The 16,604-nt window shown below is 64.6% G+C and carries 13 protein-coding genes and 1 pseudogene; 13 read left to right on the top strand and 1 reads right to left on the bottom strand.

What is annotated here, in order from left to right:
• Positions 1–235 precede the first annotated feature (235 nt).
• The 4 genes from cysS to XH90_RS22385 all read left to right on the top strand — a co-directional run bounded on the left by cysS (position 236) and on the right by XH90_RS22385 (position 4,340).
• On the top strand, positions 236–1,618 hold the full coding sequence (gene cysS / locus XH90_RS22400) for a cysteine--tRNA ligase (protein WP_194476502.1): 1,383 nt from the start codon (positions 236–238) through the stop codon (positions 1,616–1,618).
• 115 nt (positions 1,619–1,733) lie between these two features.
• On the top strand, positions 1,734–2,225 hold the full coding sequence (locus XH90_RS22395; RefSeq protein WP_194476501.1) for a GNAT family N-acetyltransferase: 492 nt from the start codon (positions 1,734–1,736) through the stop codon (positions 2,223–2,225).
• Complete coding sequence (gene cimA, locus XH90_RS22390) at positions 2,222–3,820, top strand: citramalate synthase (RefSeq protein ID WP_194476500.1); 1,599 nt, start codon at positions 2,222–2,224, stop codon at positions 3,818–3,820. The genes XH90_RS22395 and cimA overlap by 4 nt, the downstream gene beginning before the upstream one ends.
• 142 nt (positions 3,821–3,962) lie before the next feature.
• A complete protein-coding gene (locus tag XH90_RS22385; protein ID WP_194476499.1) occupies positions 3,963–4,340 on the top strand; it encodes a VOC family protein in 378 nt (125 codons plus the stop codon).
• Positions 4,341–4,399: 59 nt separating this feature from the next.
• Here XH90_RS22385 and XH90_RS22380 read toward each other — a convergent pair whose 3' ends face one another.
• Positions 4,400–5,005: a TIGR00730 family Rossman fold protein gene (locus XH90_RS22380; protein ID WP_194476498.1), complete on the bottom strand. Its 606-nt coding sequence runs from the start codon at positions 5,003–5,005 to the stop codon at positions 4,400–4,402.
• A 201-nt stretch (positions 5,006–5,206) separates the two neighbouring features.
• Between XH90_RS22380 and XH90_RS22375 the strand changes: the two genes are divergently transcribed.
• The 9 genes and pseudogenes from XH90_RS22375 (at position 5,207) to XH90_RS22335 (ending at position 16,599) form a co-directional block, all read left to right on the top strand.
• Positions 5,207–7,162, top strand: coding sequence for an ABC transporter ATP-binding protein/permease (locus tag XH90_RS22375; protein ID WP_194476497.1), 1,956 nt, complete (start codon positions 5,207–5,209; stop codon positions 7,160–7,162).
• Positions 7,163–7,219: 57 nt separating this feature from the next.
• Positions 7,220–7,945: pseudogene (locus tag XH90_RS22370) on the top strand (phosphatidylserine decarboxylase); the annotation flags it as partial.
• 87 nt (positions 7,946–8,032) lie between these two features.
• Positions 8,033–8,914, top strand: coding sequence for a phosphatidylcholine/phosphatidylserine synthase (locus XH90_RS22365; protein WP_194476495.1), 882 nt, complete (start codon positions 8,033–8,035; stop codon positions 8,912–8,914).
• Between the two features lie 122 nt (positions 8,915–9,036).
• Positions 9,037–9,756 carry an RraA family protein gene (locus tag XH90_RS22360; RefSeq protein WP_194476494.1) on the top strand — a complete coding sequence of 240 codons (720 nt, stop codon included), beginning with the start codon at positions 9,037–9,039 and terminating at the stop codon, positions 9,754–9,756.
• 17 nt (positions 9,757–9,773) lie between these two features.
• A complete protein-coding gene (locus tag XH90_RS22355) occupies positions 9,774–10,598 on the top strand; it encodes an SDR family NAD(P)-dependent oxidoreductase (protein ID WP_194476493.1) in 825 nt (274 codons plus the stop codon).
• A 213-nt stretch (positions 10,599–10,811) separates the two neighbouring features.
• On the top strand, positions 10,812–11,585 hold the full coding sequence (locus tag XH90_RS22350) for a motility protein A (RefSeq protein WP_057759060.1): 774 nt from the start codon (positions 10,812–10,814) through the stop codon (positions 11,583–11,585).
• A 25-nt stretch (positions 11,586–11,610) separates the two neighbouring features.
• Entirely contained in the window at positions 11,611–12,441 is an 831-nt protein-coding gene (locus XH90_RS22345; protein WP_194476492.1) for a flagellar motor protein MotB, read from the top strand.
• Positions 12,442–12,615: 174 nt separating this feature from the next.
• On the top strand, positions 12,616–14,514 hold the full coding sequence (locus tag XH90_RS22340) for a potassium transporter Kup (RefSeq protein ID WP_194476491.1): 1,899 nt from the start codon (positions 12,616–12,618) through the stop codon (positions 14,512–14,514).
• 156 nt (positions 14,515–14,670) lie between these two features.
• Complete coding sequence (locus XH90_RS22335; RefSeq protein WP_194476490.1) at positions 14,671–16,599, top strand: potassium transporter Kup; 1,929 nt, start codon at positions 14,671–14,673, stop codon at positions 16,597–16,599.
• Positions 16,600–16,604: the final 5 nt, after the last annotated feature.

Here is a 16,604-nt window from a genome sequence, read left to right as displayed (position 1 = left end):
AGGATGATGAACCATCAAGGCGGACGGCGGCCGTTTGCGGACATAAAGCGGCATTTTCGCGGCTCTCTTGACGCCAAGGCCCTTCGTGGCCCATATGTCGCCGCATGAACGGTCTCCTCGCCATCTGCATTATTTGCCGCGAGATTACGAGCTAGCGATTCGCTGGCTGGAGCCGTCTTTTCTCAAAACACATTGAGAGCACTGGACGCCCGGCCAACAGCCGACAGGTGTCCTTATGGAATTGCGCCTTTACGATACGTTGAGCCGGGACAAGCGCACCTTCGTGCCGCTCGATGCGAACAACGTCCGCATGTATGTCTGCGGACCGACCGTCTATGACTTCGCCCATATCGGCAATGCGCGGCCGGTGATCGTGTTCGACGTGCTGTTTCGGCTGCTTCGCCACCTCTATGGCGCGGCCCACGTCAAATATGTCCGCAACATCACCGACGTCGACGACAAGATCAACGACCGCGCGGCGCGGGATTTTCCCGGCCTGCCGCTGAACGAGGCGATCCGCAAGGTCACCGAGCAGACCGGCAGGCAGTTTCACGCCGACGTCGATGCGCTCGGTGCGCTGCGGCCGAGCGTCGAGCCGCGTGCGACCGAGCATATCGGCGAGATGCGCGAGATCATCGAACGCCTCGTCAAAGGTGGCTTTGCCTATGTCGCCGAGGACCACGTGCTGTTCTCGCCGCAGGCGATGAACGCGGCCAACGACGGACTGCCGCGCTACGGCGCGCTGTCGAACCGTTCTCTAGACGAGATGGTCGCCGGTGCTCGCGTCGATGTCGCGCCCTACAAGAAGGGCAATACCGACTTCGTGCTGTGGAAACCGTCCAAGCCCGGCGAGCCGTCCTGGCCGTCGCCATCAGGCATCGAGGCCGAGGGGCGTCCGGGCTGGCACATCGAGTGCTCGGCCATGGCCTGGAAGCATCTCGGCGAACAGTTCGACATCCATGGCGGCGGCATCGATCTCGTGTTTCCGCATCACGAGAACGAGGTGGCGCAGACCTGCTGCGCCTTCCACCAGCAGCGCATGGCGAACTACTGGATGCACAACGGCTTCCTGCAGGTCGAGAGTGAGAAGATGTCGAAGTCGCTCGGCAACTTCATCACCATCCACGAGCTGCTCGCGGACTGGCCGGGTGAGGCCCTGCGCCTCAACATGCTGAAGACGCATTACACCTCGCCGATCGACTGGACCATGAAGTCGCTGGAGGAGAGCGCCAGGACCCTCGACGAATGGTATCGGGTCGCCGCCGACGTCGAAGCCGGCAAGCCGGCTGCGTCCGTGGTCGAAGCGCTGCTCGACGACCTCAACACGCCGCAGGCGATCGCGGCGCTGCACAGCCTGCGTGGCGGCGACGTACCGGCCCTTGCGGGCTCGTTGCGGCTGCTCGGCTTCCTGTCCGAGAGCGCGGCGCAATGGGAAGGGCGCAAGCAGCAGGCGAGCGGCATCGACGGCAAGGAGGTCGAGAGCCTGATCGCGGAGCGGACGGCCGCGCGGGCGCGCAAGGATTTCAAGGAATCCGACCGCATTCGCGATCAACTCGCCGCGATGGGCGTCGCGATCAAGGACTCCAAGGACGGCACGACCTGGGAGGTCGCGCGATGACACGACCTGATACGCCGTTTCCGCGGCACTGGCTCTATTACATCGCGCTGAAGATCCTGTTGCTCGGCGCCGCGGTGGCGATCGTGCTGAAACTCTATGGTTTGTGGTGAAGACGATGGCACAAGCGCATCCCAAGCCCGGCCTGCGGCCGTTCCTGCCTGATGACGTTCCGATGCTGGCCGCGATCTTCGCCGCCAGCATCCAGGAGCTGACCGGCGACGATTACAGCGAGGCGCAGCAGGAAGCCTGGATGGAGGCGGCCGAGACCGCGGAGTTCGGCAAGCGGCTGGCCGCCGACCTGACCTTGATCGCGACGCTCGAAGGTTCGCCCGTCGGCTTCGCTTCGCTGCGCGGCGCCGATCACATCCGGATGCTCTATGTGCATCCGGCCGTCGGCCGGCAGGGCATCGCGACCATGCTGGTCGACGCGCTGGAGAAGCTCGCGGGCGGTCGTGGCGCTGCGGCGCTCACAGTCGACGCCAGCGACACCGCGCAGAATTTCTTCGCCAAGCGCGGCTACACGGCCCAGCAGCGCAACAGCGTCACCATGAATGACGAATGGCTCGCCAACACCACCATGAAGAAGACGCTCGGAGCAGCGCAATGAGCAAGGAGCGCCTCTATCTGTTCGACACCACGCTGCGCGACGGCGCGCAGACCAACGGTGTCGACTTCACGCTGACCGACAAGCGGGTCATTGCAGGCATGCTCGACGATCTCGGCATCGACTACGTCGAGGGCGGCTATCCCGGCGCCAATCCGCTCGACACGGAGTTCTTCGGCAGCAAGCCGAAGCTCAATCATGCGCGCTTCACCGCTTTCGGTATGACACGGCGGGCAGGGCGCTCGGTCTCCAACGATCCCGGCGTCGCCGGCTTGCTGGAGGCGAAGGCGGACGCGATCTGCTTCGTCGCGAAGTCCTCAGCGTATCAGGTGCGTGTCGCGCTGGAGACGACGAAGGAAGAAAACCTCGCCTCGATCCGTGACAGCGTCGCGGCGGCGAAGGCCGCCGGCCGTGAGGTCATGCTCGACTGCGAACATTTCTTCGACGGTTACAAGGAAGATGCCAGTTTTGCGCTCGCCTGCGCCAAGGCGGCCTATGAGGCCGGCGCGCGCTGGGTGGTCTTGTGTGACACCAATGGCGGCACCATGCCGAACGAAGTCGAGGCCATCGTCACCGAGGTAACCAAGCACATCCCCGGCGACCATGTCGGCATCCACGCCCATAACGACACCGAGCAGGCGGTAGCGAACTCGCTCGCGGCGGTGCGCGCCGGCGCCCGGCAGATCCAGGGCACCTTAAACGGTCTCGGCGAGCGTTGCGGCAACGCCAATCTCTGTTCGCTGATCCCGACCTTGAAATTGAAGAAGGAGTTCTCGGACGCCTTCGAGATATCAGTTACGGCGGAGAAGATGGCGACCCTCGTCAAGGTCTCGCGCACGCTCGACGACATGCTCAACCGGGTGCCGAACCGGCATGCGGCCTATGTCGGCGAGAGCGCTTTCGTCACCAAGACCGGCATTCACGCCTCCGCCGTGATGAAGGACCCCCAGACCTACGAGCACGTGCTGCCGGAGACGGTCGGCAATCACCGCAAGGTGCTGGTATCGGACCAGGCCGGACGCTCCAACGTCATCGCCGAGCTCGATCGCGCCGGTATTGCCTACGAGAAGAGCGATCCCAAGCTGACGCGGCTGGTCGAGGAATTGAAGGAGCGCGAGGCGCAGGGCTACGCCTACGAATCCGCCAACGCCTCGTTCGACCTGCTGGCGCGCCGCACGCTCGGCAAGGTCCCGCATTATTTCGAGGTCGAGCAGTTCGACGTCAATGTCGAGCAGCGCTACAACGCGCTCGGCGAGCGCGTCACCGTGGCGCTGGCCGTCGTCAAGGTCGACGTCGCCGGCGAGCATCTGATCTCGGCGGCCGAAGGCAACGGACCCGTCAACGCGCTCGACGTCGCGCTCCGCAAGGACCTCGGCAAGTACCAGAAGTACATCGAGGGCCTGACGCTGATCGACTACCGCGTCCGCATCCTCAACGGCGGCACCGGCGCGGTCACGCGCGTGCTGATCGAGAGCGAAGACGAGAACGGCGATCGCTGGACCACGGTCGGCGTGTCCCCGAACATCATCGACGCCTCGTTCCAGGCGCTGATGGATTCGGTGATCTACAAGCTCGTGAAATCGGGCGCGCCGGCGTAGGCGGCCACGACGACTGTCATACCCCGCGAAAGCGGGGTATCCAGTACGCTGCGGCTTCACGGTTGCTTTCGGGCGTCTCGGAATACTGGATCGCCCGGTCGAGCCGGGCGATGACAGCGGAGAGTGAGGAGAGGGCAGGGCGATGATCGACCACATCTCCGTCGGCGTCAGCAATCTCGAACGCGCCGCGAAATTCTACGAGGCCACGCTCGCCGCGCTCGGCCTCGCGCGCCTCGTCACACGGCCGCGCACGGTCGGCTTCGGCAAGACCTATCCGGAATTCTGGATCAACCTGCGGGAGGCGATGCCGCGCGTAGCACCGGAGAGCGGCGTGCACATCTGCCTGCGGGCGAAGACGACAGGCGAAGTCGACGCGTTTCATGCCGCTGCGCTTGCGACCGGCGGCGCATCCGACGGTGCGCCGGGGATCCGCCCGCATGACCGCGTGCGCTACTACGCGGCCTTCGTGACCGATCCTGACGGCAACCGGATCGAGGCGGTAACGTTTCCGCAGGAGTAGCGCATGATCCGGAAAAGTGTGCGGCGGTTTTCCGAAGGATCATGCGCAAACAAGAACTCTTACAGCTTGCGCGCGACGTCCGGGGAGAGCTGCTTTTCTTCGTCGGCGATTTGGGCCACGGCGGATTTCAGCTTCGGCAGGATATCCTCGACGCGATCGGCCTTGAGGATATCGACCGACAGGCCGGCGCGGATGAACTCGGTCTGGCGCATATGCGACAGCAGCGAGAACAGCGGCTCCCAGAAATTGTCGAAATTGGCGAGCAGCACCGGCTTGGCGTGACGGCCGAGCTGCTTCCAGGTCAGTTGCTCGACCAGCTCCTCCAGCGTGCCGACGCCGCCCGGCAATGCCACGAAGGCGTCGGAGCGCTCGAACATCAGCCGCTTGCGCTCGTGCATGTCGGGGGTGACGATCATCTCCTGCACCCGGGTCAGCGCGTTCTCGCGCTTGCGCAGGAATTCGGGAATGATGCCGGTGACGGTGCCGCCGTGATCCAGTACGGAGGTGGCGACCGAGCCCATCAGGCCCAGCGAGCCGCCGCCATAGACCAGGCGGATGTTGTTCTCGGCGAGCGCCTTGCCGAACGCCTTGGCGCCTTCGGTGAATTGGGGATTGGTTCCGGGGCCGGAGCCGCAATAGACACAGACGGTTTTGATCGTGCTCATTGGTGCCATGATGCATTGCAGCGAAGGGGCGTCAAGCCCCTCAGGTGATTCGGACTACCCGGAAATCTACCGGTAAATGGCGACAAACAATCGAAGATTCGCCATCTGGCGGGGTGCGCTTCGGCCCGGAAGCTTCTATATGACGAGCGAAATTCGCAAATCGCACCGCGCCCGCATCCGGCGGGCCTTTCAGGTTTCTTGATGAGCCCACCTCGTTCGCCAGACGTTCCCGAAGTGCCCGAGGCTGCCGGCGGACCGCTGGAGCGGGCCACCCTGATGGGCACACTGGCGCATCTGTGGCCCTATATCTGGCCGGGCGACCGCTTCGACCTGAAGATGCGGGTGGTGTGGTCGATGGTGCTGCTGCTCGCCGCCAAGCTGATCACGCTGACGGTACCGTTCAGCTTCAAATGGGCAACGGATGCGCTGACCGGCGCCAACACCGCGCCGGTGCAGGCCGGCAACTGGCACCTCTGGGTGGTCGCGTCGCCGCTGCTCCTGACCGCCAGCTACGGCGTCATGCGCATCGTCATGGCGGTGCTGACACAATGGCGCGACGGCATTTTCGCCCGCGTCGCCATGCATGCCGTGCGCAAGCTCGCCACCATCACCTTCGTCCACATGCACGAGCTGTCTCTGCGCTTTCACCTGGAGCGCAAGACCGGCGGCCTGACGCGCGTGCTCGAGCGCGGCCGCGAAGGCATCGAGGTCATCGTGCGCATGGTGATCCTCCAGTTGATCCCGACCATCGTCGAGGTCTCGCTGCTGATGGCCGTGCTGCTCTGGCAGTTCGACTGGCGCTACGTGGTCGCGACCCTGATCACGGTCACGGTCTATATGTACTACACTTATATCGCGACCGAGTGGCGGATCGGCATCCGCCGCAAGATGAACGATTCCGACACCGAGGCGAACACCAAGGCGATCGACTCGCTGCTCAATTACGAGACCGTCAAATATTTCAGCGCCGAGGCCCGCGAGGCGCAGCGCTACGACAAATCGGTCGCGCGCTACGAGGAAGCGAGCATCAATACCTACACCTCGCTCGCGGTGCTCAACACCGGGCAGGCCGTGATCTTCACGCTGGGCCTGACCGCGACCATGCTGATGTGCGCGATCGGCGTGCGCAACGGTACCAACACGGTCGGCGATTTCGTGCTGGTCAATGCCATGATGATCCAGCTCTACCAGCCCCTGAATTTCATGGGCATGGTCTATCGCGAGATCAAGCAGGCCATCATCGACATCGAGAAGATGTTCAACGTGATCGGCCGCGAGGCCGAGATCAAGGATGTCCCGAATGCTCAGCCGCTGGCCGTCTCTGCCGGCACAGTGCGTTTCGAGGACGTGCGCTTTGCGTATGAGCCGACGCGGCCAATTCTGAAAGGTATCAGCTTCGAGGTGCCGGCCGGCAAGACGGTGGCGATCGTCGGCCCGTCGGGCGCCGGCAAGTCGACCATCTCGCGCCTTCTGTTCCGCCTCTACGACGTCTCGGGTGGCAAGATCCTGATCGACGGCCAGGACATCCGCGAGGTCACGCAAGGCTCCTTGCGCGCCTCCATCGGCATGGTGCCGCAGGACACGGTGCTGTTCAACGACACCATCCGCTACAACATCCGCTACGGCCGCTGGGACGCGACCGACGCGGAAGTCGAGGAGGCCGCGAGTCTCGCGCAGATCGACCATTTCATCCGCATGGCGCCGATGGGCTACGAGACCCAGGTCGGCGAGCGCGGCCTGAAACTGTCGGGCGGCGAGAAGCAGCGCGTCGCGATCGCACGCACCGTCTTGAAGGCTCCACCGATCCTGGTGCTCGATGAGGCGACCTCGGCGCTCGATACCCACACCGAGCACGAGATCCAGGGCGCGCTCGACCGCGTGGCGAAGAACCGCACCTCCCTCGTCATCGCGCACCGGCTCTCGACCATCGTCGGCGCCGACGAGATCATCGTGCTCGACCAGGGCCGCATCGCCGAACGCGGCACCCATGCCAGCCTGCTGGCGCAGGGTGGTCTTTATGCCAGCATGTGGAACAGGCAGCGCGAGGCCGAGGCGGCGCGCGAGAAGCTGGCCCGGATGGCCGACAGCAGCGAGGCGCCCAACCGGGAGCCGCCGCCGGTCGCGGACGTCCTCACGGCGCAGGCGGCCGCGGAGTGAGCTTGTCTCCGGTCCCAACTCTGGCCTAAACAACCCCGGTGCGCGAGACGACCCGCGCCATCAACCCCTGAGCGGCAGATAGCGATGTCCATTCTCGATTCGATCCAGCGTCAGATTCCGCCGATCCACAAGGAGGGCTATCCCTTCATCGGCGGCTTTGCGCTGGCAAGCCTCGTCCTGTTCTGGCTGTGGTCGCCGCTGGGGTGGATCGGCACGATCCTCACCGTCTGGTGTACACTGTTTTTCCGCGATCCGGTGCGCGTGACGCCGCAGCGCGACGGCCTTGTGGTGTCGCCCGCCGACGGTCGCGTCTCGATGATCACCATGGCGCTGCCGCCGGCCGAGCTTGGGCTCGGTGACCGGCCGCTGCCGCGCATCTCGGTGTTCATGAGCGTGTTCAACTGCCATGTGAACCGCGCTCCCGTCGCGGGCAGGGTGGATCGCATCGCCTATCGGCCCGGCCTGTTCATCAATGCCGAGCTCGACAAGGCGAGCGAGGACAATGAGCGCAACTCGCTCGTCATCTCGGCGCCGCAGGGCCGCATCGGCGTGATCCAGATCGCGGGCCTCGTCGCCAAGCGTATCGTCTGCTTCGTCAAGGAGGGGCAGGCGGTCGGCGCCGGCGAGCGGTTCGGCCTGATCCGCTTCGGCTCGAGGCTCGACGTTTATCTGCCCGTCGGCACCAAGGCACTGGTCTCGGAAGGGCAGACCGCAATCGCGGGCGAAACCATCCTGGCCGACCTCACCGGAGATGATCCCAGTCGCACCTACCGCGCCAATTAACCAGGAAGCCGGTGTCGGGGGCCTTCGGACGCGATGGCGGAGGGGAAGGCGACTTGCTATATCTCGTCTACAGGTGAGGACGAGCCTATGACGCCCTACGACTACAGAGATCCCGACCTTCGCCGCCGGCGGTTCCGCCCGATCCCGGTGCGCATGCTGGTGCCCAACGTCATCACGCTGCTGGCGATCTGCGCCGGCCTGACCTCGATCCGGCTGTCGATCGAAGGGCGAATGTCGCTCGCCGTCTACGCCATCGTGTTCGCCGCCGCGCTCGACGGCATCGACGGCCGCGTCGCGCGCATGATCAAGGGCCAGTCGAAGTTCGGCGCCGAACTCGACAGCCTCGCCGACTTCGTCAATTTCGGCGTCGCGCCCGGCCTGATGCTGTACTTCTGGCAGCTGCACGAGCTCGGCAATGCCGGCTGGATCGCCGCGATGGTGTTTGCGATCTCCGGTGGCCTGCGGCTCGCGCGCTTCAACGCGACCATGGACGATCCGAACAAGCCCGCCTTCGCCGCCAATTTCTTCACCGGCGTGCCGGCGCCGGCCGGTGCCATCACCGTGCTGCTGCCGATCTACGTCGCGTTCCTCGAGCTCGGTCGCGCGCCCGCGGCTTTGACCGCCGCCTATACGTTGCTGATCGCCTTCCTGATGGTCTCGCGGTTGCCGGTGTTCTCCGGCAAGACCAAGCGTATGCGCGTGCCACCCGAGCTGGTGCTGCCGGCGTTCGTCGCTGTCATCGTCTTCATCGCGCTCTTGATCGCCTATCCCTGGCATGTGCTCTCGGCCGGCACGGTGCTCTATCTCCTCTGCCTGCCGCTCGGCTACAAATCCTACCGCGACCAGGCGCGCGCGACGGAAGCCGCGGCCCCTGCGGCCGGCGAGGTCTCGTCGCCGCCGTCGGCACCGACGATGGCAAGCCTGTCCGAGCCGCCTCACGACGATGACCGGCCCGGACGGTTGCACTGAGCGATCGCACGCGGATATCTGCCATGAGAGCGCCTGAGTTGGGTTGAGGCCCGATCTCGGCTATATCGCCCAGTGCCGGCGGCACCGCGCCAACAGCGGCCGCCAATCTGGGAGAGAACGCCGTGACCAATTCCGCGACCGGGCCGCTGCCCGCTTCCGTCCTTGAAGCACTGGGCCGCTACGATACGCCGACGATCTGCAACGCCATGGAGATCGTGGCGCCTGAGCGCCGGCTGATCGGCTACACCACCAAGCAGCTGGTCTGCCCGTTCCCGGATCTGCCGCCCATCGTCGGCTACGCCCGCACCGTCGCGATCCGTTCGGTGCTGAAGTCCTCGTTGCCGGCCGAAGAGCAGTCGAAACGCCGCATCGAGTACTACGAATATGTCGGCACCGGCTTTGGGCCGCGCATCTCGGTGATCCAGGACATCGATGGCCCTGATGTCGGCTACGGCGCGTTCTGGGGCGAAGTGCAGAGCAACGTGCACAAGGCACTCGGCTGCCTCGGCGTCATCACCGACGGCTCGATCCGCGACATCCCGCAATGGGCTCCTGGCTTCCAGGCGCTGGCCGGCTCGATCGGCCCGTCGCATGCATGGGTGCATGCCGAGAGCTTTGGCGGCGAGGTGCGCGTTGCCGGCATGACCGTGAAATCGGACGATCTGATCCATGCCGACCAGCATGGCGCGATCGTGATCCCGCTCGACGTCGCCGCGAAACTCCCCGAGGCCGCCGAGCTCTGTGGCCGCCGCGAGACGCCGATCCTGGAGATCGCGCGCAGCCCCGACTTCTCGCTGGAGAAGCTCAAGGCCGCGCTGAAGCGCTCCGCGGAGATCCACTGAGCCCTAAAGGTAACGCCATGGACATGCGCGGCAAGACGGTGCTGATCACGGGCTCGACGGATGGTGTCGGGCGCTATGTCGCGGGCCGCCTTGCCGCCGAGGGCGCTGATGTCCTGATCCATGGCCGGAGTGCCGAGCGCGCAAATGCGCTGATCGACGAGATCGTGAGGGCCGGCCATGCTGCGCCGACCTTCTATCGGGCCGATCTATCGTCGATGGCCGGCACGCGCGAGCTCGCCGCGGCCGTGATACGCGATCACAAGCGTCTCGATATCTTCGTCAGCAATGCCGGCATCGGCTCGCAGAGCGACGGGCCGCAACGCCAGGAGAGCTGCGACGGTTACGAGCTGCGCTTTGCCGTGAACTATCTTTCGGGCTTCCTGCTCGCGCGTCTGTTGCTGCCGTTGCTGAAGGCCGCCGCGCCTTCGCGCATCGTCAATGTCGCTTCGCTCGGCCAGCATCCGGTCGATTTCGACGATGTCATGATCACCAAGGGCTATAGCGGGTCGCGTGCCTACGCGCAGAGCAAGCTGTCGCAGATCATGTTCACGATCGATCTCGCAGAGGAATTGAAGGGCACCGGCATCACCGTGAACGCGCTGCATCCGGCGACCTACATGAACACGACCATGGTCCGTGCCGGTGGCATCACGCCGATCTCGACGGTGGAGCAGGGCGGCGCCGCGATCCTGCATCTGGTCGAAGGCGACGACGTCGCCGGCAAGAGCGGCGTGTTCTTCAACGGCATGAACGAAGCCCGCGCCAATCCGCAGGCCTATGATGCCGACGCGCGCAGGCGCCTGCGCGTGCTCAGCCTGGAGCTGACAGGATTATCGTCCTGACGCGCCGCAATTATGGTTAGCAAAGTGTTGAGATTCATGTCGCGTAACGGCAAAGCCGCCATCCTTCCGTCGCGTTGCGCCGCTCGGTCGCGTCGGATGAACTTAACCTTTACGCGGCTTTAAGGGCGGCGCTCTAGGGTTTCCGACGCGGCTCGGGGTTGGGCCGTGCCAACGGCCAGGACGGCCGTTGTTGCGTTCGCGTTGGAGTCTCCCATGGATATCATGACGGGCGTTGGCCTTGTGGTGGGCTTTGGCGTCATCGCCACCATGATGCTCTTGGGCGGCGATCTTCACATGTTCATCTCCGAACATGCGATGATCATCATCTTCGGCGGATCGACGGCGGCAACGATGATCCGCTTCCCGCTGTCTGCGCTGATGCACGGTCTGCCGCTCGGCGCCAAATTCGCCTTCACCATGAGCCGGCTGTCGGCCCACGACCTGGTCGACGAACTCGCCCGTATCGCCGAGATCGCCCGCAAGCAGGGACCGGTCGGCCTCGAAAAGGTCGAGACCGACGAGCCGTTCCTCGCCAAGGGCATCCGCTATGTTGCCGACGGCTACGACCTCGACTTCATCCGCGACAATCTCGAGCGCGACCGCGACAACTTCCTGATGCACCTCGACGAGGGCAGCAAGATCTACCGCGCCATCGGCGATTGCGCCCCGGCATTCGGCATGATCGGCACCCTGATCGGCATGGTGCAGATGTTCGCGAACATGACCGACCCGTCCAAGCTCGGCCCGTTCATGGCGACCGCACTGCTCGCGACGCTGTACGGCGCGCTCGTGGCGAACCTGTTCTGTCTGCCGATCGCGGACAAGCTGCACGGCAAGCTGCTCGACGAGGAAACCAACCGCACGCTCATCATCGACGGCATCCTCATGATCCGCGACTCCAAGAGCCCGACGCTCGTGCGCGAAATGCTGCTGGCCTATCTGCCGGAGAAGCATCGCCATGCCGAGGGCGAGCCGGTGCCGGCCTAACGCCGCCCGGTCCGGATATTGAGAGATGGCCAAGAAGAAGCGCGGCGATGCTCACGGTGGCGGTCACGGCTGGTTCGTGACCTTCGCCGACCTGATGGGCCTGTTGATGAGCTTCTTCGTGATGCTCGTGGCGTTCTCGACCCAGGACGCCAACAAGCTCAAGGTCGTCGCCGGCTCCATGCGTGACGCCTTCGGCGTCCAGAGCGAAGCGCGCTACGCCGGCATCATCGAGTCCGATGGCCTGCCGACCCGCCCACGCCTGAAGAATGTCGATCACATCGAGCCCGAGGACGCCTCCAACACGCCGACGCCGGATCAGGAGGATCGCGACCGCACTCAGGGTGCGAAGATGAAGATCGACCGCAATTTCGCGCTCGCTGCGGCCTCGTTGCGCCAGGCGTTGCAGGACATGCCGGAACTGACCGAGATGTCCAAGCACATCATGTTCGAGGAGACCAAGCAGGGTCTCAACCTCGAGATCGTCGACCAGGACGGCCGCTCGATGTTCGCAGATGGTTCCAAGGTGCCCTACGACCGCACCCGCCGCCTGATCGAGAAGCTGGCGGTTCCGCTCAAGGCGACCCCCTTGCGCGTTTCGATCGCAGGCCACACCGCGGCCGGCTTCGTGCCGACCCGCAGCGATTACGGCGCCTTCGACTTGTCGGCCGACCGCGCCAATGCGGTGCGCCAGATTCTCGAGCGCGAGGGCCTGCCGCCGTCGCACATCTTCGCCGTCTCCGGCAAGGCGGACACCCAGCCGCTGTTCCCGGACGATCCGTCGCTCGCCGCGAACCGCCGCGTGACCATCACCTTGATGCGTGAAGATCCGCCGCTGCCTCCGAACTTGAAGCCCTAAATTTTCTTGCGCTACCATCTTACCTGAGGCAATCAGTCGCGCAGGCGAAGAACGTGGCCGCCTCGTCACTACATCCGCCGTGGCGCCTGCTATGGTGGCTGGCCGATTGACAGGTGCGCTGGAAGCGTCAAAAGGCGCCGGATCAATTCCAGGGACGAAGCGTTTTCCACCCTCATGACGGCGAGCATCACATCGGCTGAGACCCAGGAAGGCCCGGTCACCTCGGGCTTTTGGGCCCTTACGCTCGGGAGCATCGGTGTCGTGTTCGGCGACATCGGCACCTCGCCACTTTACGCGTTCCACGAGGCGGTTCGAGGCGCGGCCCACGGCGAGCCCGTGACACGGATCATGGTGCTCGGCGTGCTGTCGCTGATCCTGTGGGCGCTGCTGATCGTCGTCACCGCCAAATACGTTCTGCTGCTGCTGCGCGCCGACAATAACGGGGAGGGCGGCACCCTCTCGCTGATGGCGCTCGGCCAGCGTGCGCTGGGGCGGCGGAGCTGGTTCCTGCTCGCGCTCGGCGTCGTCGGCGCCTCCATGTTCATTGGTGATTCCATGATCACGCCGGCGATCTCGGTGCTGTCGGCCGTCGACGGCCTCAAGCTCGCAACGCCCGCGTTCGAGCATTATGTCGTGCCGTTGACGGTGCTGATCCTGGTGCTGCTGTTCGCGGTGCAGAGCAAGGGGACCGCGCTGGTGGCCTCGGCCTTCGGGCCGGTGATGGTGGTCTGGTTTGCCGTCCTGGCGGTGCTTGGCGTCATCCACATCGCCGACGATCCCACGGTGCTGGCTGCGATCAATCCCTATTACGCCCTGCAGTTCCTGCTGTCGCACGGCACGATCGGCCTGGTGACGCTCGGCGCCGTCTTCCTCGCCGTGACCGGAGGCGAAGCGCTCTATGCCGATCTCGGTCATTTCGGCCGCAAGCCGATCCAGTCGGCCTGGATGTTCTTCGTGCTGCCGTCGCTGCTGATCAACTATTTCGGGCAGGGCGCGCTGGTGCTGTCCAACCCAGGTGCGATCGAGCATTCGTTCTACCGCATGGTGCCCGAGCATCTGGTGCTGCCATTGGTCGGGCTTGCAACCGCGGCCACCGTCATCGCCAGCCAGGCGGTCATCACCGGCGCCTATTCGCTGGTCTATCAGGCGGTGCAGCTTGGGCTCCTGCCGCGTTTCGAGGTGCGCTACACCTCCGAAACCCATGCCGGCCAGATCTATCTGCCGCGCGTCAACCGGCTGCTGTTGATCGGCGTGATGCTGCTGGTGCTGTTGTTCCACACGCCCAGCAACCTCGCTTCGGCCTATGGCATCGCCGTCTCCACAACCATGGTCGCCGACGGCATCATGGGGTTTGTGGTGATCTGGAAATTGTGGAACTGGAAGGCCGCGACCGCTGCGGCCGTGATTCTGCCCTTTGTCATGGTCGACATGACCTTCTTCAGTGCCAATCTGCTGAAGCTGCTCGAAGGCGCCTGGGTGCCGCTGCTGTTCGGCGTGGCGATGGCGGGGACGATCTGGACCTGGCGGCGCGGCTCCGGGATCCTGATTCAGAAGACACGCCGGATCGAGGTGCCGCTGGACGACCTGATCCGCAGCCTGGAGAAACGGCCGCCGCACATCGTCAAAGGCACGGCGGTGTTTCTCACCAGCGATCCCGCCTTCGTGCCGACCGCGCTTCTGCACAATCTCAAGCACAACAAGGTGCTGCACGAGCACAACGTCATCCTGACCATCGAGACCGCGCACACGCCGCGGGTCGATCTGTCGGAGCGTTTCCGCATGGAGAAGATCAGCGAGAAGTTCTCGAAAGTCCGCCTGCGCTTCGGCTTCATGGAGCAGCCAAACGTGCCCAAGGCCCTCGCGATCGCGCGCAAGCAGGGCTGGCAGTTCGACATCATGTCGACGTCGTTCTTCGTGTCGCGGCGCTCGTTGAAAGCCTCGGCGCAGTCGGGCATGCCTCTCTGGCAGGACCATCTGTTTATCGCCCTCAGCCGCTCTGCCAACGACGCCACCGACTACTTCCAGATTCCGACCGGGCGGGTGGTTGAAGTTGGAACCCAGGTCACCATTTGAGGGCTTCCGTGGGAGCGCAATTTGCGGACCTATGTGAATTTTGCATGCCAAGGGCCCAGAATCGGGCTAGGCTATGCCGGCAGCGCAGGACTATAAGCCGCGCGCTCTCTTCAGCCGTTGTGCAGTGAAGCATTTTTAGAGGCCACCAGGCTCTCCATGACAAGTGACGTAGCAGTTCCCGCCCCGGAAACGGCGGCGGCCAATGGGCATGGCGATGCCCACACCACCGCCGGTTTCGGCGCGCTGACGCTCGGCAGCATCGGCGTCGTCTATGGCGATATCGGCACCAGCCCGCTCTACGCGTTCCGCGAGGCGGTGATCGCGGCGTCCGGCGCCGAAGGCGCGCCGACTACAGTGGCCATTCTCGGCGTGGTCTCCCTGATCCTCTGGGCGCTGATCGTCGTGGTGACGCTCAAATACGTCGTGATCCTGCTCCGCGCCGACAATAACGGCGAGGGGGGTACGCTCGCTCTGATGGCGCTGGCCCAGCGAGCAGTCGGCACCCGCGGGGCGACCATTGTCATGCTTGGCATCATCTCCGGCGCCCTGTTCTACGGCGACGCAGTGATCACGCCGGCACTTTCGGTGCTGTCGGCGATCGAAGGCATGAAGGACGTCACCCTCACGTTCGAGCCTTACATCGTTCCGTTGACAGTGGTGATCCTGGTGGTCCTGTTCGCCGTGCAATCCCGCGGCACCGCCCGCGTTGCGGCATTCTTCGGACCCGTCATGTGCGTCTGGTTTGCGGTGATCGCTGTGGCGGCAATCCACCCGATCATCGCGCAGCCGCAGGTGCTGTTTGCCCTGAACCCCCTCTACGCCGTGTCCTTCATGCTGCATCATGGCATCATCGGCTTCGTGACGCTGGGCGCGGTGTTCTTGGCGGTCACTGGTGCCGAGGCGCTCTATGCCGACCTCGGCCATTTCGGCAAGCGGCCGATCCAGACCGCTTGGCTGTTCATCGTGCTGCCGTCGCTGGCGTTGAACTATCTCGGGCAGGGCGCGCTCGTGCTCGCCGATCCCGCCGCCATCGAGAGCCCGTTCTTCCAGCTATTTTCGCAAGGCTGGATGCGCGGCGGCATGGTCGTGCTCGCGACTGCCGCCACCGTTATCGCAAGCCAGGCCGTCATCACCGGCGCCTATTCGCTGACGCGGCAGGCGATCCAGCTTGGCCTGCTGCCCCGATTCGAAATTCGCCATACGTCGGAAGCCCATTCCGGCCAGATCTTCATACCGCGCATCAACCAGTTGCTGCTGGTCGCGGTGGTGCTCCTGGTGCTGTTGTTCCGCTCATCCAGCGCACTGGCCTCGGCCTACGGCATCTCCGTGACCGGGACCATGGTGGTCACGGCGATGATGGGCTTTGTCGTGATCTGGAAGGTATGGCGGTGGTCGCCGTTCGCCGCCGCCGCCCTGATCGCGCCGTTCCTGTTCCTCGACCTGACCTTCCTCGCCGCCAATCTGCTCAAGGTGTTCGAGGGCGGCTGGGTGCCGCTCGCGCTCGGCTCGCTCATGATCATCATGATGTACACATGGCGACGCGGCAGCCGTCTGCTGTTCGAGAAGTCGCGCAAGCTGGAGTTCCCGCTCGCCGACCTCGTGGCGATGCTCGAGAAGCGGCCGCCACAGCGGGTGCCCGGAACCGCGGTGTTCCTGACCAGCGATCCCCTGAGCGCCCCGACCGCGCTGATGCATAGCCTGAAACACTACAAGGTGCTTCACGAGAAGAATGTCATTCTCACCATCGAGACCGCGCAGACCCCGCGCATCGATCCGGCCGAGCGCGTGAAGCTGGATGCGATCAGCCCCACCTTCTCCAAGGTGACGCTGAAGTTCGGCTTCATGGAATCGCCGAACGTGCCCAAGGCCCTCGCCATCGCCCGCAAGCTCGGCTGGCAGTTCGACATCATGTCGACCTCGTTCTTCCTGTCGCGGAGGGCGCTCAAGCCCGCTGCCCATTCGGGCATGCCACGCTGGCAGGACCGGCTGTTCATCTCGCTCAGCCGCTCGGCGAACGATGCCACCGACTATTTCCAGATCCCCTCGGGGCGCGTCGTCGAGGTCGGTACGCAGGTGACGATCTAGGCAGG

Source organism: Bradyrhizobium sp. CCBAU 53338 (assembly GCF_015291665.1).
Taxonomy (GTDB): Bacteria; Pseudomonadota; Alphaproteobacteria; order Rhizobiales; family Xanthobacteraceae; genus Bradyrhizobium.
The sequence above is the reverse complement of the archived record's forward strand: the minus strand, read 5'-3'. Positions and strand labels throughout refer to the sequence as shown.